We start from the raw sequence: 19,111 nt of genomic DNA on the forward strand, positions 1-19,111 counted from the left end.
AGTGTACTCTATGCGTTACCCAAGAGCCCACGGCAAACTCATGACCAGCATCCTGGCTGCTCTTCTGGCCTGCACCGCCACCTTGCCGGCACTGGTCCAGGCGGCATTACCCGCTGCAAATGCCGATGGCTGGACCCTGCGCAAGGAAACCGACAACATCAAGGTCTACACCATCGACCAGGACGATTCCAGTTTCCAGGCATTCAAGGCGGAAGCACTGATGGATACGTCCATCGAAAACCTGATGGCGGTGATGGTCAACCCGGAATCCTGTGTTGAGTGGGTACACAATTGCACCAAATCCCATGCGTTTGGTGACGGCCACTTCCACGACCGCTACGCCTACTCCGTGAACAACATGCCATGGCCAGTGGCCGACCGTGACTACGTCCTGCGTATTCGCACCCAAGGCGAACAGAACTCTGGCGAGGTGGTCATGGAACTCAATGCAGTCCCTGATCGCCGCGAAGCGGTCGATGGCCTCGTCCGGGTGGACCGCTCCGATACGCTGTACCGTTTCATTCCCGAAGGCGACATGACCCGAATGGTCTGGATCCAGCACACCGAGCCCAATGGCGCAATACCCGGATGGCTGGTCAACACCCTGCTGGTGGACATTCCGGTAAAATCCATGGAGCAACTTGAGCGGGTGACCCGCGAGGAACGCTATCAGGACCACACCCTGGTGTACGGCGAGGAAGGTAAACTCATCAATGTGGTGCCTTCGAAACAATCAGGGGATGACTAGCCGCACGGGACAAGCTAAGCTCTGTTGAAAAGGACCCTTTAACAGCACAGGACCCCGGTAAATGACTGTTCTCGCTTACGAGATCATGACTCCAAGTATCAAGGCGGTGCCACAATCCTGGACCATGGAGAGACTGGCCCGCTTCCTTACCGACAACGAAATCACCGGCAGCCCGGTGACCGATGAACACGGTGACATTGTCGGTATTGCCACCCTGAAGGACATCACTGAATTCCGCTGGAATGCCAACCGGAACGACAACGACGCCCGGCTGACCCCTGAGGAAGAACAGGAAGCCCGCCGCCTGCGCATGGCCATCTTCGAGGAGATGGGCAAGGTTCCCGTCGAAGTCCGGGACATCATGACGCCGAGTATTCTTTCCGTTGATGAACAGACGCCCGTTCGCGATATCGCCGACATCATGATGCGTGAACACCTGCATCGGATTTTCGTCACGAAAGACAAGAAAATCACTGGAATCATCACCACTTACGACATGCTAAAACTGATTTCTGACAAGGAACTCACCAGCCGCTGTGCCTGAAACGACTGAGCCACCAGAGAGGTAACGCGCCCTATGCCAGGAGCATCGCAAGCTCGCCGAAAAATGTATGTCCTCGACACCAACGTCCTGATTCACGACCCGAACGCTCTCCTCAATTTTGAAGAACACGATGTCATCATCCCGATGACCGTCCTCGAAGAACTCGACAGTCTCAAATCCGGTAAACAGGCGGTCGCGGCCGATTGTCGCCAGGCCATCCGCAACATCGACAAACTCTTGGGCGATGCTGTCCCGAAAGACATCGAGAAAGGCGTTCCAATCGTTCGCGGCAAGAAAGCCGCGCCCCTCGGCACGCTGTCGATCCTGATGAGTACGGATCACCACAACAATCATTCGTTGCCGGAAAACCTGAACGACAACAAGATCATCAACACCCTCGCTGCCCTTCAGGACAGGCACAAATCCCGGGACATCATCCTGGTCAGCAAAGACATCAACATGCGGCTGAAAGCCCGCGGATTTGGTGTGGAAGCCCAGGATTATCACAATGACCAGCTGCTGGATGACATCGACCTGCTCCCCAGGGGCTACAAGGAGTTTCCCAACTCCTTCTGGGACAACATCGCCAAGGTGGAGACCATTCAGCGGGAAGGCATCACCGAGCATATCCTCAAGCGCGAAGGCGATCTGGCCAAGCTCAACATCAATGAGTTTGTGGTGGACGAACAGGGATTTGTCGGCAAGGTCGTGGACCTGTCCGATGATCAACTGGTCATGCAGGATTTGCATCAGCACGACCTGATGAACGAGGAAGTCTGGGGCCTGGTCCCCCGGGACATCTACCAGTCCCTGGCCCTGAACCTGCTGCTGGACCCGGACATTCACCTGGTCAACCTCACCGGTTCGGCAGGGTCGGGTAAAACCATCCTGGCACTGGCCGCCTGCATCGAGATGACCGTCGCCAGCAAGTTGTACAAGCGCATCATCGCCACACGCAGCACCCAGGGCCTGGACGAGGACATTGGCTTCCTGCCGGGCACCGAAGCAGAGAAAATGGAGCCCTGGCTGGGCGCCATCGTCGATAACCTGGAAGCACTCCATGAAGACGACGAGAACATGACCGCCAGTGTGGACTACATTCTCAGCAAGGTGCCGCTGCACTTCAAATCCATGAACTACATCCGTGGGCGGAGTTTCCAGCACAGCCTGATCATCATTGATGAGTCCCAGAACCTGACACCGCACCAGATCAAGACCATCATCACCCGCGCGGGCAACGGTTCCAAGGTGATCTGCCTGGGCAACCTGGCGCAGATCGATACACCATACCTAAGCGCCCTGAGCTCCGGCCTTACCTACATGACAGAGCGTTTCAAGGGCTTCCGCCACGGTGGGCACATCCACCTTCAAGGCGTACCGAGGTCGGTTCTGGCGGAATACGCCGAAGCCAATCTCTGACCACCTTCCACCAAAAAAAGCCGCACCCTTGATCGGGGTGCGGCAAAACCGGGCTCAATTGCCCATGGACAACAACAAAGAAGCAGGTATCAGAACTTAAGCCGTCCCCCAACCAGAACAGTGTCCACGTCGTCAAAGTCCGCACCCTGACGTTCCAGGGAATGGTTGTTGTAACCGGCATAAGCCTCGAACCATTTAATCGGGGTAAACACATACCCAACGCCGACGGACTCTGCAGAGTCTCCCCTCTGAACGCGGTCTTCCGCTTCGGCATAGTGAATATCAAAGGCATGCTTGCCGATTATGTATCCCAACTTTGCCAGGTAGAAATCGGAATCCGGATTGGCATCGTCCTCATCGCTGCTGGTTGAGTAGGCGCCGGTCACGTTGATGCCGCTATCATGCAACCACGACAATGAACCACCCAGGGTCTCAACATCGCCGGTTTGCCCACCACTGTCCTTGATGGAATAACCCAGAGCACCGGAGATTTTGCCCGCGAACTGGCCAGAGAAGCGCACCCCGATCTCTGAAACGTCGTCACCGTCCTTGATGCCCTGACTTATCGAAGGCTCCAGCACACCCAGAGCTGGCAGATCGTACCTCACACGGCTGTACCGGCTCTCGAAATCCTGATCGCTCGTAGCAGCCCCCAAACGGACCCGTGTCTCGGTGGCATCGTCCAGAAATTCGAGACCGCCACCAACCAGCCCGGGGTTGGTATACGAAATTACCTTGGTGCCCGACAAATCCCTTTCGATGTTACCGTTCGCCGCCCCATCACCCTGACCGAGTGATAATGTGCCAAACCCGCCGGAGACAAACAGATTGAGCTGACGCTCATTGAATTCGCCGCTTATCGAACGCTCTTCAAGCGTCACTTTGTTAGAGGCATTCTGCTGATATTCCAGCTCCACGTGGGCGCCAACCACCAGATCCGTATCGTTCAGATCGCCTTTCAGTTTGGCGCCAATCCGGCTCCCACTGTTGTCGTTATCGACAATGAAGTGCTCACTGCCGTCGCCAGTGTCCCCAAACAGAAGACCATAGTTCAGCTGGCCGTACACGTCCGCGGAAACATTCGACACCGGCGCATCCGCTGAGAGCTTCGAAACCGCCGTCTGGGCAAACGCACCTGATGCGGCGAAACCACAAACAACCAGGGCAATACTTGAAACCAATCTTTTTTGTTTTCTCATTACACTCTTCCTTAGCTAATTGTATTTATTGCTCTGCATGCCGGACAAACGTCTGGCGGGAACACACTGGAGCCCGGTCAGTCACTGACCGGGCTTTCCTTCATGGCAGCGTTCATGCGGCGGCGCAGCAGCGGGCCAACCAGGTACGGCAGCACCAGGCTCAGCCCAGCGACCAGCCAGAAGCTCTTGGCCAGGGTGCTGGCCCAGAGAATGCTCCAGTCGCCATCGGACAACACCAGGGCATGCCCGAGGTTCTTCTCCATTTCCGGTCCCAACAACAAACCGAGAATGATCGGCACCACCGGGATTTCCAGCTTGCGCAGGAAATAACCAGCAATCCCGAACGCCACCATGAAATACAGATCGAAGGTACTGTTGCTGATGGAGTAGATACCCACGAAGGCAACCATGGTCACAATCGGCAACAGGTACATGGGAGGAACCGACAACAACCGCACAAAGACCCCGACCAAAGGAATGTTCAGCAACAACAGGAGAACGTTTCCGATAAGCAGGGCTGCGATGACGCCCCAGACAATGTCGGCATTCTGGGTAAACATAAGTGGGCCTGGCGTGATGTTCAGGGAGATCAACATCGCCAGCAGAACCGCTGTCGTACCACTGCCAGGCACACCCAGGGTCAACATGGGTACCAGCGCACCCGATGATGCACCGTTGTTGCCCGCTTCAGGGGCAACCACACCGCGGATGTCGCCTTCACCGAACCTGCCCTTCCTGCCCAGGACCTGCTTCTCCAGCGTGTAGCTGATAAAACTGCCCAGAGAAGCGCCTGCCCCCGGCAAGACCCCGGATATAAAGCCGAGCACACCACCACGCAACTGGGTAGGAATGGTGCTGACCAGTTCCCGGAAGCTGAGAGTCAGCTTACCGACACTCACTTTTTCGCGGCCATGGCCCATGCGTGATTCGACGAAGAACAACAACTCCGAGATAGCGAACAGACCGACAATGGCAAGAATAAAGTCGATCCCCTCGTACAACTCCAGGACGCCGAAGGTATAGCGCTGGGTACCCGTGGAAATATCGATCCCCACGGTGGAGATCATGATTCCCAGAGTAGCGGCAATCACGGTTTTCATCGGGTTTTTGCCGGTAATTCCACCCAGCGTTGCAAACGCCAGAAGGAACAGCGCGAAGTACTCCGCCGGTCCAAAGCTGAGAGCAAACTTCGCCAGCACCGGGGCCAGCATGATCAAGCCAACCGTCCCGATCAGGCCGCCAGAAAACGATGCGATCGCCGAGATCGCCAGTGCATCGGCCGCCCTGCCCTTGCGGGCCATGGGGTAACCATCAAGACAGGTCATCATCGCCGGCTCGTCACCGGGGATATTGAGCAGAATCGAGGATATGCGGCCGCCATACATGGCCCCCGCGTACACCGAGGTCAGCAGAATCATGGCCGTTTCCGGCGGCAGCCCCAGGGTGAACGCCAGGGGAATAAGAATGGCCACACCATTGGCAGGACCGAGGCCCGGCATACAGCCGATCAGGGTACCGGCAAAGGCGCCAAACAGGGCAAACATCAGGTTGTAAGGCGTCAGAGCCACCGCAAAACCGTCCATCAGAAAACCGAGCGTTTCCATCAGTGCACCTCCATCAGGCCGGCGGGCAGGTTCAATGACAGGCCATAGTTGAACAGCACAAACACCACCACCGCACTGATCAGCCCGGTCACAAATGCGCTTCGGGGGTTAGCCCCCATGCGCCAGCTCAAGGCGCCCACTGCCAGGGTTGTCGAAATGACAAACCCCAAGGGTTCCAGCAACATGGCGTACACCACAAGAACCAGCAGGGACACCACCAGCTCCAGCGCGGACTTACCCAGCGGCCACTGGGCATCGGGATCCGGCTTGATCATCAGATAGATGCCACCGGCCACCAGAACCACCGCGAGGATGGTGGGGAAGGTTTCCGGCCCCACGGTTTCGGCACCTCCGAACGGTTCCGGCCACTGCTGGGCAACCCAGCCGTAAGCCACAGCCAGCACCATAAGGCCAAGACCAAGGATACGATCACCGAAGCCAGTCATTTGAGCAGTCCTATTTCGCGGGACAGAGCCTCAATGTCCTGCACCTGCTGACGAACAAAGCTGTCAAATTCACCCGCCGGTGGGTGGAACGGAATCAGACCATTGGCCTTCATGATCTTTTTCCATTCCTCGCTGGCGTACAGGGTATCGACCGTATTGGCCCAATAGGTCTTTGATTCCTGGGAGGCCCCCTTTGGCATGTAGAAACCACGCCAGTTCGGACCGACCGCATCAACCCCCTGCTCTTTGGCGGTTGGGATGTGTGCGAAATCGCCCGGCAGACGCTCATCCGCCAATACCGCCAGCACACGGAGGTCACCAGAGGCCATAAAGCCGGTAACTTCGGAGAGGTCACCGGTAAAAGCATCGACCTGACCGCCCACGACCTGGGTCATGGCTTCGCCGCCGTTGTTGTAGGACAAATAGGGAATCGACGGCAGCTGATCGGCGCCAGCGGCCTTTGCCGCGATCAGTACCTTGAGATGATCCCAGCCGCCACGGGCACTGCCACCTGCAAATTTCACCGACTTGGGATTCTCATTGACGGCATCGAGAAGCTGATTCAGGTCCTGGTACTCGGAGTTTTTGCCCACAGCAATCACGCCGTAGTCTGCCCCCAATGCCCCAACCCAGTTCACCATATCCGCATTGAGGCCGGGAAACTGCTTCTGGGCCAACCGTGTGGTGGTGGCAGTGGATGCAGCCACTATCAGCTGGTCATCCTCGGCCCGCTTGCTGACGGTGTGGGCAAAGGCAACCCCGCCACCAGCACCAGCCATGTTCACGGTCTGAACTGTGCCATCAATCAGCCCCAGTTCCCTGAGGACATTGCCGGCGCTACGGCAGGTAAAATCCCAACCACCGCCAGGATCGGATGGGGCAATGCACTCGACCTTACCGGAGGGCTGCCAGGCTAACGCGGACATGCTGAAAGTGGCGGCCGCCACGAGGGAAAGCGTTCGTTTGATAGTCATGATTGTCACCTCACTCTTGTTTTTATGGTCTCTTCCAGGGCAGATCTCATTGCTGGGCGCCGCTGGCAGGAGACTCGCAAAAACAGACTAGAGGGCAATCAACGTCGTCAGAAGTTTCTGGGCGTAAAGCCTTTAAAGAATTTAATGGGCGTTAAGTTCATAAAATTTACGGGCAATCGCAGGGCGTGTGATTTAACCTGATGACATAACGACAACAATCCAATCGCTGCAGATAACGTGTTCCGAAAAACCAAACTTAAAACCCGAATGATCCTGTCGCTCGGGTTCGTCAGTGCCCTGCAAACTACCCTGATCGGCGTATTCGCTGGCTATTACCTCAGCGGCTCCCTGTTTGACGAGATCGGGCAACGGGCACTGATGGTCGCAAAAACCGTTGCCGCGGCACCCTCCGTGATAGAGGGAATCCGCCAGCGTGATATTGAAGCCCTCAACCTGTTGGCCAGTCGTCTGGCGCACACCAACGAAGCCCTGTTCATTGTGATCGGCGACCACCAGGCCGTTCGCCTTGCCCATCCCTCCGCTGAGCGAATTGGCCACTCCATGGCAGACGACGACGGTGATGACGGACGGCGCGCATTGATTGATGGTGAGTCCTACGTGGCGAGGGCCGAAGGCAGTCTGGGCGACTCCATGCGTGGCAAGGCACCGGTGATTGAACCGGATAGCGGCGAGATTATCGGCATTGTTTCCGTCGGCTATGGCGTCGATCAGGTGAACGCAACCATCGAACGGTACAGTATTGTGCTTTACAGCGTTGTCGGCCTGGCGCTACTGATCAGCATACTGATCGCCATAGTGATAGCCGGGCGATTCAAACGCGCTATATTCGGGCTGGAACCGGAAGAAATTGCACGCCTGTTCCAGGAGCGGGACGCCACACTCCAGTCGGTCCGGGAGGGGATCATTGCCATCAACCGCGACGGCATCATCACCACCGTGAACCGGACCGCCCTGGAAACCCTCGGACTGGACCCGCACACACCTCTGGCAGGCCGCCCCATTCTCGAGATCTTGCCCGAGAGCGACCTGCTTTCAGTGCTTGAGTCCGGCACACCGGACTTTGACCGGGAAGTGTGGCTGAGGAACCGTCAGATGATCGTGAACCGGTTACCGGTCCGCCAGGGCGTGGACATTATTGGCGTGGTCGCCAGTTTCAGGCTTCGGGACGAAGTGGATCAGGTCAGCCGGCAACTCACGCGGATACAGCAGTATGCCGACACCTTACGAAGCCAGACCCATGAATACTCCAACAAGCTCCATACCATTGCCGGCCTGATCCAGATCGAGGCTTATGAAGACGCACTCAACCTGATCGGTAGTGAGGTCAGTGATCACCAGGCGCTGATTCACCTGTTGCTGGATGCCGTGCCCGATCCGGTTATTGCCGGCTGCCTGCTGGGCAAGTACAACCGGGCGCGGGAAATGGGCCTGCACCTCCACATCGATCCGGAAAGCCGGATGACGGACATACCTGCCGACATGCCGCGAGATCAACTGGTCAGCGTACTCGGTAACCTGATCGACAATGCCCTTGAAGCAACCCGCCAGCAGGTAGGTGAAGGCGGACGCATTCAGCTATCAATGACCGATCTCGGACACGAACTGATATTCGAGGTGGAAGACCAGGGGCCGGGTATCCCCGAAAACGCGCGCCAGAAGATTTTCGAGAAAGGCGTGAGCACAAAAAAAGGTGATACCCATGGCTACGGCCTGCATCTGGTAAGCCAGTTCCTGAACCGTTGGGGAGGATCGGTCACCGTCGACGACCTGCCCGGAAAAGGCTGCCGCTTCACCCTCTACCTACCCAAAACCAGCAAAGGGAGGGACAATCATTGACCACCATTCGCGTTCTGATTGTTGAAGATGACCGGAAAATTGCGGAAATACAGCGACGATTCGTCGAACGCCTTAACGACGTTGAACTGTGTGGCATCGCCCACAGCCTGGAAGACGCAAGGGACCTAATCGACGTGATGGCGCCCCACCTGATCCTGCTGGACATCTATTTCCCCGACGGCAACGGACTGGAACTGCTCCGTGAGCTCCGGGCAAAGGATAGCGGTAGTGACGTTATCCTCATCACCGCCGCCAAGGAAGTGGAAACCCTGAGAAGCGCCCTGCGCGGCGGGGTTTTCGACTATATCCTCAAACCTCTGGTGTTCGAACGCCTGGAAGAGGCCGTCAGCCGGTATCGGGATCACCTTCGCCACTTATCAGGTCTGGTTCAGGTGGCGCAAAAAGAAGTGGATGCTTTGCTGCCCCGGAGTTCCGGCGAGGATCCCCAGCCAACCCGCGATGAACGACTCCCCAAGGGCATCGACAGCATCACGCTGGATAAAATTCGTGAGGTGCTGTCATCCGGCCAGCACTGGAGTGCCGAGGAACTGGGCAATGCCATCGGCGCATCCCGCACCACCGCACGCCGCTATCTGGAGTTTCTGGTTGGCAAGGGCGAGCTTAGAGCGGAAGTGACCTACGGCAGCGTTGGACGCCCCGAGAGGCGATACCACCTTTAGCAAGGATCACGCTCCCTGAAGCTTTGACCTGCGTGCCATGGTGCCCGGGCACTCTGGCCATCGCCCCACATATCGCCCCGCCTTATTGTGACTTTTGTCACGTTTTGTAATGCATCACAACAAAAACATAATAAGGCGATATCATGAACAGATTAACCAACGCCCTGGTTATCGGGACCAGCGTGGCTCTGATGGCGGCATGCGGAGGAAGCGGCGGCAGCTCCGACTCCCCTGGCGGGGCCACCCTGGGCGACACCGCAAGCCGCGACACCAACACCCCGCCCGCAACCACCCGACCTATTTCCCGCCCCCTGACAGACAGCATCAGTGAGCTGGTACACGCTTCCTGTGACCGGAACAGTGATCTGGCCGGCGGCCGCAGTTATCGCGTGGAAATGCCTTCCCGCGTCGATGGTGCCGCGATCGTATTCCAGGTTTTCGAACCCACCCAGTTCGACTGCCAGACCGAACACCCCCTGATCCTCCAGGGCCACGGCTTCAGTGGGACGCGTACCACAGAAGCCGGCGATGATCCTCTGGCCCCCATTGCCCCGCTGGTGGATGCGGGCTTCACTGTGATCAGCATCGACCAGCGTGGTCATGGTGAGAGCGGCGGAACCATCCGGGTAATGGATCCGGACTTTGAAGGCGAAGATCTCGTCCAGATAGTCGACTGGGCGGAAAGTCATCTGGATTACCTCAAATACCGTGACAACAACCTGCTGCTGGGTGGTGTCGGCGGCAGCTATGGAGGTGGCTTCCAATACCTGCTGTATAACGTGGATCCCGATCAGCGCATGGATGCCATGGTGCCGCACATTACCTGGCACGACCTGACCTACAGCCTGAACCCGGGCAATGTCACCAAGAACTATTGGCTGGCGTTCCTTTCCCTCGCCGGCGATGCCGGGACCGGCGGCTCCATGGATCCTTACCTTCGTTCATCACTGCTTGATGGTATTGTTCAACACCGTTTCCCCGAGCCGGCACTGGATTTCTTCCACTACCATAGCCCCAGCTATTTCTGGGAGAATGAACGGAACCTCGAGCTGTTCGACAGCGGAAACAGCCAGGAATACCTGCTGGACCCGATCACCGGCCGCGTCCCCATCACCAGTGACGGCCGATACGTTATCAAGACACCACAGATGAATCCTTACCCGATCGACGTACTCATGTTTCAGGGCATGCGGGACAGCCTGTTTCCCTTCAACGATGCCTGGGAAAACTACAAGGAGCTGAAGGCCGCCGGCGGCGATGTGCGCCTGCTCACTTACCCCTTCAGCCACCACTACCTCGCTCCGAACGTCGGCCTGATCCAGGAAACCCTGGCGAACCTCGGTTTCTATGCTGAATCGCTTCCGGACCTGCCTGCTGCTGGTCTCAACACGCTGACGGATTGCGGTGACATCAGCGCCAATCAGGCGGCCGTCGCTTGGTTCAATGAAAAGCTTCTGGGGCGCGGCGATGCGGATAACGTCATCACCACCGGCAAGCAGATATGTTACACCCTCTCCCCCGGTGACGCGGTCGCGGCACCGGAGGTCACCGTTGGCGGCGCCAGCTTCCCGGTCAGATACGATATGTTGGGAGAGGACATCGAGGTGACAACATTCACCGGCGCTGCCGGTTCATTGCCAACGATCGTTCCTCTGACAACCCTGGAGAATGACGGGGTCATCGCCGGAATACCGACGGCCACACTGAATGTCGGAGCCCCCCTGTCTGACCTCGAGGAGCGGTGTCTGGATGAATCCGACCCGGTGTTTGCAACCGGCACCTGCGATGCCATCCTGTTTGTCGGGGTGGGTGTCATCCGCGGAGGTACGAGTATTCCCGAGCTGATCGACGAGCAGGTTCAGCCAATTCGCGGCTTCGGCCAGCATGACATCGAACTGACAGGGATTGCAGAGCGACTGAACACCGGGGATCAGCTGGTGATGATGCTTTATGGTCAGCACCCGACATTCGCAGGCGCCTTTTCCCGCGATCTGACGGTTTCCGCAGTCAGCGTCAGCGGCAGTGTTTCACTACCTCTGTTGACGGAGGACGGACAGCAGCAACTTGAGGTGACAGCCCCACTCTGACACAGGCCATACTGGCAGATCCCCTCAAGAGGGTCTGCCAGCCCCTTACCACCGCCCCTGCAGCGTCGCCACAATGCGGCGGCTCCCGGCATGATCCCGGTGCTCGCACAGATAGATTCCCTGCCAGGTTCCCAGGGCCAGATGGCCATCGGAAATCGGTATTGTCAGTGAGTGGCCAATCAGCACGTTTTTTATATGGGCGGGCATATCATCGACCCCCTCAGCGGTGTGCTGATAGTAATCCGCCCCTTCCGGGGCCAGCACATTGAAATGCCGCTCCAGATCACCCCGCACGTCCGGATCTGCATTCTCGTTTATCGCCAATGACGCGGAACTGTGCTGAATAAACAGATGCAAAAGCCCAACCTGACAGTTCCTGAGGTCCGGCGCCTGGGCAACAATCTCGTTAGTCACCAGGTGGAACCCACGGGGAAGGGGCGCCAATTCGATAAATTCCTGCTTCCAGATCATCTACTGTTAACCTTTTTGTGTGGCGATCAACAAACTCTGGTTTTAGCCTAACGCTCTGCGTCAGTATTGGCTATGCTTGGAGACAATCTCCAACCCTGATTTTACGACCCAACTATGCGCAGCCGGAATGATGTATTGATCACTCTCAACCAGTCTGATTCCCTCGCCGAGAAGCTGGTGCATTTACATCAGGTTGTCAGGGATCTGCATCCACAGATAACGCGAGTGTCGATTGCGTTATACGACAAGGCTACCGACAAGGTCAGAACCTTTACCTACAGCGGCAAGGAAACACCGCTCAACCATTATCAGTCAACGTTGTCCGGATGCCACTCGCTCAAGGAGCTGGCCGAAAGCAGAGACGCAAGACTTGAACAGGACTTGTCCGTATTCAGCAACAGCTCTCACATTCATGCCCAGAAGATCTATCAGGCCGGGTACCGGGGGAGCTATACACTGCCACTGTTCTTTGACGACGAGTTACTCGGATTCATCTTCTTCAACACCGAGCATGAAAATGCCTTCGATCCTGCCTGCATCAGTCAGCTGAATCTGGTGGCAGATCTGGTAGCGCTGCTGATTTTCAACTCTTTCAGTCTGGTTCGAACCCTCCTCTCCACCGTTCAATCTGCACTGGATCTGACTTATTCGCGGGACCCGGAAACCGGGGCTCATCTCCAGCGTATGTCCCGCTACGCCAGAATCATCGCACGCCACGTCGTCTCCACCAGCGCAACCGATGACCAGGTTCCCGAGTACGTCTACCTGTTCGCGCCGCTCCACGATATCGGTAAAGTCGCCATCCCGGACAGCATCCTGTTCAAACCCGGGAAGCTGACAGCGGCGGAGTTTGAGGTTATGAAAACTCACACTTCCAAAGGTAAGGCCATGGCAGAAAAGCTGCTCCGAAACTACCGCATGGGAGACATCCGGCACACCACAATGCTGTTGAACATCATTGCCCACCACCACGAAGCCTTTGATGGCTCGGGTTATCCGGATGGGTTAGCGGGCAAGGCCATTCCCCTGGAAGCCAGAATTGTCACCGTGGCGGATATTTTCGATGCACTGACCAGCCGTCGCCCTTACAAGGAAGCATGAACGGTTGAGGAATCGCTGACCGAAATCCGGGCGCTCTCCGGCCAGCGGATTGACCCGGAATGTGCCAATGCGTTGATGGACAATCTGGATGAGGTGCTGGAAATCCGCGAGACATTTCAGGACGCAGATCAGTAACAGACCATCGCAAACTCTCCTGATTGTCGCGGGTTACTTCTGCTGCTCGTCCCAAGGATGGACTGGCACCACCGCCTCTCCCACATCCGATTCATAGGAACTGCGGAAATAGTCCATCGCTTTTTCAGCCTCACCCAGCTCGTCAAAGCGGGCGATATGATAAATAGCCTCGCCTTCGTTCACCAATGGCAGGTTGTTCACGCAGATCACGATACCAGACACTGGCGACAGCACGGCAGCCTCGGTTTCACCGAACGGATCCGCCACCATGGCCAGTTTCTGCCCCTTGCGGACTTTCTGGCCAAGATGGGCCACAGGGCGCATGATGCCATCGATGTCCGCGCGCACCCAAAGGGAGTTGGCAGCAGTCTCGGAGCGCTTCCTGGGGGCTTTCGGACCTTTCTTCGCGGGCACCATTTCCAGCTCCCGCATCACCCGGATGACCCCTTTCACGCCGCTGGTGATCACCACATTATCAAATCTCAGAGCTTCTCCACCCTCATAGGTCACGACCGGAATATCCAGTGAATCCGCGTACGCCCGCAAGCTGCCCTCGCGCAGGCTGGCGTTGATGATGATGGGTGCGCCAAAAGCTTCCGCCATGCGGATGGTTTCAGGGTTCTTCAGCTCAGCACGGATTTGCGGCAGGTTGAACCGGTGAATCGCTCCGGTGTGCAGGTCAATGATATGCGTGACATTTTCCATGATCTGGGTGCGCAACAGGTAGGCGATACGACCACCCAGAGAGCCGCTCTCACTTCCCGGGAAACACCGGTTCAGATCCCGCCGGTCAGGCAGGTAGCGAGTGCGCTGCACGAACCCGAAAATATTAACAATGGGCACGGCCAGCAGGGTACCGCGCAGGTGCCGCAGTGCCGAATTGGTCAGCACCCGACGGACAATTTCCACGCCGTTGATTTCATCCCCGTGTATAGCACCGCAGACCATCAGCACCGGCCCGTCCCGGCGACCGTGAACCACCTCCACTGGAATATGCAGCGGCGTGTGGGTGTACAGCTTGGCAACCGGTACTTCCACCGTTTGACGGGTGCCCGCCTTGATTTCTGCACCGGCGATAACAAATGGCGCCCTGGCCATCTCAGCCTCTCCCTTTGGTGCGGGTCTTCCAGGGTTTCTGGTTTTTCTCGATCCAGCTGACAATCATGCCGGCAACGTTCTTGCCGGTGGCATTCTCGATACCTTCCAGCCCCGGTGACGAGTTCACCTCCATCACCAGCGGTCCACGACTGGAGCGCAACAGGTCCACGCCCGCCACGTTCAGGCCCATGGCCTTGGCGGCAGTGATCGCGGTGCGACGCTCTTCCGGTGTAATGCGAATCAGTGAGGCGGTACCGCCACGGTGCAGGTTGGAGCGGAACTCCCCCTCCGCCCCCTGACGTTTCATCGCCGCAATGACCTTGTCACCGATAACGAAACAGCGAATATCGGCACCGCCAGCTTCCTTGATGAATTCCTGCACCAGAATATCCGCCTTAAGACCCATGAAGGCTTCAATCACACTCTCCGCAGCCTTGCGGGTTTCCGCCAGCACCACGCCAATGCCCTGGGTACCCTGCAACAGTTTGATCACCACCGGTGCGCCGCCCACCATCTTCAGCAGCTCGGGCACGTTGTCCGGTTTGTTGGCAAAACCGGTCACCGGCATGCCCACGCCCTTGCGGGCCAGCAACTGCAACGATCGCAACTTGTCCCTGGAGCGAGTAATGGCCACGGATTCGTTAACGGGGAACACGCCCATCATCTCGAATTGTCGCAACACCGCCGTGCCGTAAAAGGTGACTGAAGCACCAATCCGCGGTATCGCCACATCGAAATCCTCCAGCACCTCCTCATGGTAATGAATCTGGGGCTTCGACGATGTGATGTTCATGGAGCAGTGAAGGCAGTCGATAACCCGCACCTCATGTCCCCGGTTGATCCCCTCCTCGACCAGACGACGAGTGGAATAAAGGTGACGGTTGCGCGACAGAATCGCTATCTTCATTTGATCGTCCTCATAGCCGGTTCACCGGCAAGATAGGAAGCTTCAGGATAAATAACGGAACGTCCTGACATCGCGGTACGCCCCAGCAACATCCGGAACCGCATGGAATCCCGGTTGGTTAACGTCATTTCTATTGGCCAGATCGCTTCACCAATGATCAACCGGGTGCTAATCACCAAACGCGATTCCCGGTGTCCGCCGGAATCCGACACCGTACGCTCATCCAGCACGGCCGCATCACACTCCACTACGTGATGAAGGTTGTTCTGGACCGGGTGCACCCAGAAACGCACCCGACGCTCTCCATTCTCCGTGTAGGGCTCGGTGCGAAACGTATGCAGACAGGAGGTACGTGCCCCGGTGTCTACTTTCACCTTGAGCCGGGGAATATCCAGATCGGGCAACGCCACCCACTCCCGCCAGCCAAGATTGATCCTGTCCTCAAGCGTCGGGTAAGTGACAGATTTTGTAGGCTTATCCGTTTTCGTCGGCATCCGGCAGTTCCTTTTGGGTCGATCTCTCCGGTCGCAACAATTCCACCCGGAAGGGAGCGGAATGGCTTCCGGCATAAATACTGGTATGGGGAAACGGAATCTCAATTCCTTTCCGATCCAGCGTCTTCTTGATATCCACCATCATGCTACTGCGGCTTTCCAGTACCCGCTCTTTTGGTACCCAGAACGAAAACTGCAGGTCAACCGACGATGGTCCAAATGACGTGACCAGTACAAACGGTCGTGGCTCCTCCAGACAGGCCGGATTGCGCTCGGCCAGCTCCAGAAGCAGCGCTTCTACTTTTTCCACATCTTCAGCGTAGGCAATACCCACCGCCAGGTCGAGACGGCGAATCGGAAAACGGGAACGATTCACTACCGGGGTCTTGATCAGGGTTTCGTTGGGAATCCGCACATAAAGATTATCGGTGGTCCTCAGTTTCACACTGAGCATATCGATGCCGACAACCTCCCCCAGCGTGGCATCCACTTCTATAAAATCGCCGATTTCAAAGGGCCGCTCCACCAACAGGAAAAGCCCACTGATCATATTCGAGGCGGAGGTCTGGGAAGCAAAACCAATGGCCACCGTCAGGATACCCGCAGCCCCAAGCACAACGTCCAGAGAGAACCCAGCCTCCCGGAGCGCGGCCATGGCAAATACAGCGACGATGATATAGAACACCAGCCGGCGAACCATGACCGTGTGGTGTCGCGATGCCCTTGTCTGCATGACCCGGGAAACGCTCCGTGCTGCCAGGGATCCCAGAAAAATCCCCAGAATCAGCAGGAACGCGGCGCTCAGCCACTGCATCCAGGGCAAACCACTGGCCACCTGCTGAAGACTGCTTTCCATTTCCTCGATCAATCCACTGACTCCATTGTTGGCTCTCGCATTATCAGCCGAACATTCTGTCGAAGGTGCCCACCAGTCGTCCGCGACCGCCCTTCTCACGCGCTGGCGACACCAGCTTGCAGGCGCCTGCTGCCTTTACCACAGTCTGTTCCACGTTCAGGCTGGCGGAATTCATTTCGGTTTCACAGACGACCGTTACAGCAGGCGTCCAAAGCTGCCCCCGCTCGTTCTGATACAGTGATAACAAAGGCGTCGGCAGGCTGAAACGCTCCAGCAACAGAGGTTCGGTACGGCGATTCACGATTTTTACCGGTGTAATAGCCCGCCAGGGACGCTTGGGCACTGCTTCCAGAACCAGACGGGCAAAGCTGGGCGCTGAATAGCACAGCTCTCCTTCCATGGTATTTCTCCCGACCCAGGTCTGCGAAGGCTCTGACAACGCCAGTTCTGCCAGTAGCGTACGCTGAAGACCTACACAGACCTGCATCCACACCACCGTACCAACATAGATCGTGCACTCGCCACCCGCGGGGATTGTCAGCGGCTGATAGGGGCGGATTACCGTGGGAAGATTCGCCAGCGCAGGAAGAAAGACCACCTCATTGCTGTCATCCGGCTTCACGAAACGCTGCAGGGGAACCTCCGTGCCCGGGAGCACATGGCTGATCTGCTCGGTCCAGCGCATGGGATCGGTGTCCGCTTTCACGGTTTCCGACCGAATCTGCCACTCAAGATCAAGTCGTGTAACCCAGAGGCGCGTCTGGCTGAGTTCATGACACTGGGTCTGCCCCGATTTCAGGGTATAGGGGTGAGCCCAGGCCCCATCACGCGGCTGCGCGGATTCGTCGTTATTATCGGCCATTGGCATCCTGAACGGTCTGACGGTAAAACAGTCTTAACTATAATCCAATCAATGCCTTCCAGCGAATATCATGATGATGCTATTTACTCGTTCAAGGCGATGGTAATTACCCTTACCCGCTCTGTCAGCAACCCGAAACAGGAAGTTTGATGACCCAACTCGTCTGGTTCCGCAACGACCTCCGCCTGGCCGACAACCCGGCCCTGACCGCAGCCTGCAAGGCCGGGGGCCCCGTTAAAGCCTGCTTTACAGTGACACCGCAACAGTGGCAGGAACACGACTGGTCCCCTGCCCGGGTACACTTCGTCATCGCCCACGCCAACGCCCTGGCCAGGAACCTTGCGAAGCTCGGCATCCCCCTGATTTTCCTCGAAGCACACCAATTCAGCGACAGCATTGAATTGTTGAGCCGGTACTGCCGCGAGCAGAACATCACCGCCGTACACTTCAATGAGGAATACGGCATCAACGAACGCCGGCGGGACAAGACCGTCCGGGAACAGCTCGCCACATGCGGCATCAAAGCAAACAAATACCGGGACCAGACCGTGGCCCCGGTTGGCGCCATCCTGACCCAACAGCAAGAACCCTATTCGGTTTTCACCCCCTTCTCTCGCCGCTGGCGCAGCTGGATCGAAGAAAGCCAACCAACCGTCTTCCCGGTGCCTGAACCAAAGGGCGAGGCAATAAAACCACAACAGCTCGACGCCATACCGCCCGGTTTCGAAGACGCACCACCGGCCCTGGTCAACACCGGCGAAAATGCCGCCCACGACCAGCTCGACGCTTTTCTCCAGGAACGGGGTGGCAACTACAAAGAACAACGGGACTTCCCCGCCATCGACGGCACCAGCCAGCTATCCCCGTACCTAGCCAATGGCGTACTGTCAGGACGCCAGTGCCTGATCGCCGCCCGCCAGGCCCAGGGCGAAGCAGGCAACCAGGAAGGCCTGAACACCTGGATCAACGAAATCGCCTGGCGCGACTTCTACATCCACATCCTCTACCACTACCCACGGGTCAGCATGCACCGGGCCTTCAAACCCGAAACCGAAAACCTCAGCTGGAACACCCCGGGGGAACACTTCGAAGCCTGGAAAACCGGGCACACCGGCATCCCCATCGTCGACGCCGCCATGCGCCAGCTCAACCACACCGGCTGGATGCACAACCGCCTGCGCATGATCACCGCCATGTTCCTGACCAAAAACCTGTTCATCGACTGGCGCCTGGGCGAAGCTTACTTCATGTCCAGACTCGTCGACGGCTTCCTGGCCTCCAACAACGGCGGCTGGCAATGGAGCGCCTCCACCGGCACCGACGCCGCCCCTTACTTCCGGGTCTTCAACCCGGTGACCCAGAGTGAGCGTTTTGATCCGAAAGGCGAATTCATCCGTGAATGGGTACCGGAACTGCGAAAGCTGGATGACAAACGCATCCATAATCCTGGTAAGGGGGGCGTTATTCCGAAAGGGTATCCGCGGCCGATCGTGGATCTGAAGGAAAGCAGAAAGGAGGCGATTGCGAAGTTTCAGGCGTTGAAGGACTAACCTCTGAAGCTTGAGGTCACCGTTGGGTAAGGCTTTTCAAAATCCGTGCGGAGCCATGGATGGCGGAGCCGAGCGTACA

General features: G+C 57.3%; 18 protein-coding genes. 8 read left to right on the forward strand and 10 right to left on the reverse strand.

Translation table 11 applies throughout. From position 1 onward, the window contains the following. Window positions 1-10 precede the first annotated feature (10 nt). From MARLIPOL_RS13950 to MARLIPOL_RS13960, 3 genes are all read left to right on the forward strand, one after another. Entirely contained in the window at window positions 11-748 is a 738-nt protein-coding gene (locus tag MARLIPOL_RS13950; protein ID WP_012138858.1) for an START domain-containing protein, read from the forward strand. A 61-nt stretch (window positions 749-809) separates the two neighbouring features. Continuing rightward, window positions 810-1,292: a CBS domain-containing protein gene (locus MARLIPOL_RS13955; protein ID WP_012138859.1), complete on the forward strand. Its 483-nt coding sequence runs from the start codon at window positions 810-812 to the stop codon at window positions 1,290-1,292. A gap of 63 nt (window positions 1,293-1,355) precedes the next feature. Then, window positions 1,356-2,711, forward strand: coding sequence for a PhoH family protein (locus MARLIPOL_RS13960; RefSeq protein ID WP_012138860.1), 1,356 nt, complete (start codon window positions 1,356-1,358; stop codon window positions 2,709-2,711). Window positions 2,712-2,800: 89 nt separating this feature from the next. Here MARLIPOL_RS13960 and MARLIPOL_RS13965 read toward each other — a convergent pair whose 3' ends face one another. The 4 genes from MARLIPOL_RS13965 to MARLIPOL_RS13980 all read right to left on the reverse strand — a co-directional run bounded on the left by MARLIPOL_RS13965 (window position 2,801) and on the right by MARLIPOL_RS13980 (window position 6,934). Further along, the gene (locus tag MARLIPOL_RS13965; RefSeq protein ID WP_012138861.1) at window positions 2,801-3,910 is read right to left on the reverse strand and encodes a porin; all 1,110 of its coding nucleotides are present in this window, start codon (window positions 3,908-3,910) and stop codon (window positions 2,801-2,803) included. Window positions 3,911-3,987: 77 nt separating this feature from the next. Continuing rightward, window positions 3,988-5,514 carry a tripartite tricarboxylate transporter permease gene (locus MARLIPOL_RS13970; protein ID WP_012138862.1) on the reverse strand — a complete coding sequence of 509 codons (1,527 nt, stop codon included), beginning with the start codon at window positions 5,512-5,514 and terminating at the stop codon, window positions 3,988-3,990. Then, the gene (locus MARLIPOL_RS13975) at window positions 5,514-5,960 is read right to left on the reverse strand and encodes a tripartite tricarboxylate transporter TctB family protein (RefSeq protein WP_012138863.1); all 447 of its coding nucleotides are present in this window, start codon (window positions 5,958-5,960) and stop codon (window positions 5,514-5,516) included. Before MARLIPOL_RS13975 ends, MARLIPOL_RS13970 begins: the two co-directional genes overlap by 1 nt. Then, a complete protein-coding gene (locus MARLIPOL_RS13980; RefSeq protein WP_012138864.1) occupies window positions 5,957-6,934 on the reverse strand; it encodes a Bug family tripartite tricarboxylate transporter substrate binding protein in 978 nt (325 codons plus the stop codon). Before MARLIPOL_RS13980 ends, MARLIPOL_RS13975 begins: the two co-directional genes overlap by 4 nt. Window positions 6,935-7,171: 237 nt before the next feature. Between MARLIPOL_RS13980 and MARLIPOL_RS13985 the strand changes: the two genes are divergently transcribed. From MARLIPOL_RS13985 to MARLIPOL_RS13995, 3 genes are all read left to right on the forward strand, one after another. Continuing rightward, window positions 7,172-8,791 carry a sensor histidine kinase gene (locus tag MARLIPOL_RS13985; protein ID WP_036191706.1) on the forward strand — a complete coding sequence of 540 codons (1,620 nt, stop codon included), beginning with the start codon at window positions 7,172-7,174 and terminating at the stop codon, window positions 8,789-8,791. Continuing rightward, on the forward strand, window positions 8,788-9,471 hold the full coding sequence (locus tag MARLIPOL_RS13990; RefSeq protein WP_012138867.1) for a response regulator: 684 nt from the start codon (window positions 8,788-8,790) through the stop codon (window positions 9,469-9,471). The genes MARLIPOL_RS13985 and MARLIPOL_RS13990 overlap by 4 nt, the downstream gene beginning before the upstream one ends. Window positions 9,472-9,614: 143 nt before the next feature. Beyond that, a complete protein-coding gene (locus MARLIPOL_RS13995) occupies window positions 9,615-11,558 on the forward strand; it encodes an alpha/beta hydrolase (protein WP_012138868.1) in 1,944 nt (647 codons plus the stop codon). A gap of 45 nt (window positions 11,559-11,603) precedes the next feature. Here MARLIPOL_RS13995 and MARLIPOL_RS14000 read toward each other — a convergent pair whose 3' ends face one another. After that, window positions 11,604-12,029 (reverse strand): secondary thiamine-phosphate synthase enzyme YjbQ, encoded by a 426-nt coding sequence (locus MARLIPOL_RS14000; protein ID WP_012138869.1) that lies wholly within the window; start codon window positions 12,027-12,029, stop codon window positions 11,604-11,606. A gap of 114 nt (window positions 12,030-12,143) precedes the next feature. Between MARLIPOL_RS14000 and MARLIPOL_RS14005 the strand changes: the two genes are divergently transcribed. Continuing rightward, entirely contained in the window at window positions 12,144-13,130 is a 987-nt protein-coding gene (locus MARLIPOL_RS14005) for an HD domain-containing phosphohydrolase (RefSeq protein ID WP_228677623.1), read from the forward strand. A 168-nt stretch (window positions 13,131-13,298) separates the two neighbouring features. Here the strand turns inward: MARLIPOL_RS14005 and MARLIPOL_RS14010 are convergent, their stop codons facing one another. Genes MARLIPOL_RS14010 through MARLIPOL_RS14030 form a run of 5 tightly spaced genes read right to left on the reverse strand, consistent with a single transcriptional unit; the run spans window position 13,299 to window position 17,482 of the window. After that, the gene (locus MARLIPOL_RS14010) at window positions 13,299-14,363 is read right to left on the reverse strand and encodes a succinylglutamate desuccinylase/aspartoacylase family protein (RefSeq protein WP_012138871.1); all 1,065 of its coding nucleotides are present in this window, start codon (window positions 14,361-14,363) and stop codon (window positions 13,299-13,301) included. A gap of 1 nt (window position 14,364) precedes the next feature. Further along, window positions 14,365-15,270, reverse strand: a complete 906-nt coding sequence (gene rimK / locus MARLIPOL_RS14015; protein WP_012138872.1) for a 30S ribosomal protein S6--L-glutamate ligase — start codon at window positions 15,268-15,270, stop codon at window positions 14,365-14,367. After that, window positions 15,267-15,764: an ATP-dependent zinc protease family protein gene (locus tag MARLIPOL_RS14020; protein WP_012138874.1), complete on the reverse strand. Its 498-nt coding sequence runs from the start codon at window positions 15,762-15,764 to the stop codon at window positions 15,267-15,269. The genes rimK and MARLIPOL_RS14020 overlap by 4 nt, the downstream gene beginning before the upstream one ends. Further along, window positions 15,745-16,620 (reverse strand): mechanosensitive ion channel family protein, encoded by an 876-nt coding sequence (locus MARLIPOL_RS14025; protein ID WP_036191889.1) that lies wholly within the window; start codon window positions 16,618-16,620, stop codon window positions 15,745-15,747. Before MARLIPOL_RS14025 ends, MARLIPOL_RS14020 begins: the two co-directional genes overlap by 20 nt. Before the next feature lie 43 nt (window positions 16,621-16,663). Continuing rightward, a complete protein-coding gene (locus MARLIPOL_RS14030) occupies window positions 16,664-17,482 on the reverse strand; it encodes a hypothetical protein (protein ID WP_012138878.1) in 819 nt (272 codons plus the stop codon). A 149-nt stretch (window positions 17,483-17,631) separates the two neighbouring features. On the opposite strand from MARLIPOL_RS14030, the gene phrB reads away from it, so the two are divergent. Next, entirely contained in the window at window positions 17,632-19,032 is a 1,401-nt protein-coding gene (gene phrB / locus MARLIPOL_RS14035) for a deoxyribodipyrimidine photo-lyase (protein WP_012138880.1), read from the forward strand. Window positions 19,033-19,111: the final 79 nt, after the last annotated feature.

The sequence above is a fragment of the Marinobacter lipolyticus SM19 genome (assembly GCF_000397065.2).
In the GTDB taxonomy this organism is placed as follows: Bacteria; Pseudomonadota; Gammaproteobacteria; order Pseudomonadales; family Oleiphilaceae; genus Marinobacter; species Marinobacter lipolyticus.

Excerpts from the sequence above, each read along its gene's own strand:
- MARLIPOL_RS13950 (WP_012138858.1), top strand. The coding sequence starts at position 11 with ATGCGTTACCCAAGAGCCCACGGCAAACTCATGACCAGCATCCTGGCT.
- MARLIPOL_RS13955 (WP_012138859.1), top strand. The coding sequence starts at position 810 with ATGACTGTTCTCGCTTACGAGATCATGACTCCAAGTATCAAGGCGGTG.
- MARLIPOL_RS13960 (WP_012138860.1), top strand. The coding sequence starts at position 1,356 with ATGTATGTCCTCGACACCAACGTCCTGATTCACGACCCGAACGCTCTC.
- MARLIPOL_RS13965 (WP_012138861.1), bottom strand. The coding sequence starts at position 3,910 with ATGAGAAAACAAAAAAGATTGGTTTCAAGTATTGCCCTGGTTGTTTGT.
- MARLIPOL_RS13970 (WP_012138862.1), bottom strand. The coding sequence starts at position 5,514 with ATGGAAACGCTCGGTTTTCTGATGGACGGTTTTGCGGTGGCTCTGACG.
- MARLIPOL_RS13975 (WP_012138863.1), bottom strand. The coding sequence starts at position 5,960 with ATGACTGGCTTCGGTGATCGTATCCTTGGTCTTGGCCTTATGGTGCTG.
- MARLIPOL_RS13980 (WP_012138864.1), bottom strand. The coding sequence starts at position 6,934 with ATGACTATCAAACGAACGCTTTCCCTCGTGGCGGCCGCCACTTTCAGC.
- MARLIPOL_RS13995 (WP_012138868.1), top strand. The coding sequence starts at position 9,615 with ATGAACAGATTAACCAACGCCCTGGTTATCGGGACCAGCGTGGCTCTG.
- MARLIPOL_RS14000 (WP_012138869.1), bottom strand. The coding sequence starts at position 12,029 with ATGATCTGGAAGCAGGAATTTATCGAATTGGCGCCCCTTCCCCGTGGG.
- MARLIPOL_RS14005 (WP_228677623.1), top strand. The coding sequence starts at position 12,144 with ATGCGCAGCCGGAATGATGTATTGATCACTCTCAACCAGTCTGATTCC.
- MARLIPOL_RS14010 (WP_012138871.1), bottom strand. The coding sequence starts at position 14,363 with ATGGCCAGGGCGCCATTTGTTATCGCCGGTGCAGAAATCAAGGCGGGC.
- rimK (WP_012138872.1), bottom strand. The coding sequence starts at position 15,270 with ATGAAGATAGCGATTCTGTCGCGCAACCGTCACCTTTATTCCACTCGT.
- MARLIPOL_RS14020 (WP_012138874.1), bottom strand. The coding sequence starts at position 15,764 with ATGCCGACGAAAACGGATAAGCCTACAAAATCTGTCACTTACCCGACG.
- MARLIPOL_RS14025 (WP_036191889.1), bottom strand. The coding sequence starts at position 16,620 with ATGGAAAGCAGTCTTCAGCAGGTGGCCAGTGGTTTGCCCTGGATGCAG.
- MARLIPOL_RS14030 (WP_012138878.1), bottom strand. The coding sequence starts at position 17,482 with ATGGCCGATAATAACGACGAATCCGCGCAGCCGCGTGATGGGGCCTGG.
- phrB (WP_012138880.1), top strand. The coding sequence starts at position 17,632 with ATGACCCAACTCGTCTGGTTCCGCAACGACCTCCGCCTGGCCGACAAC.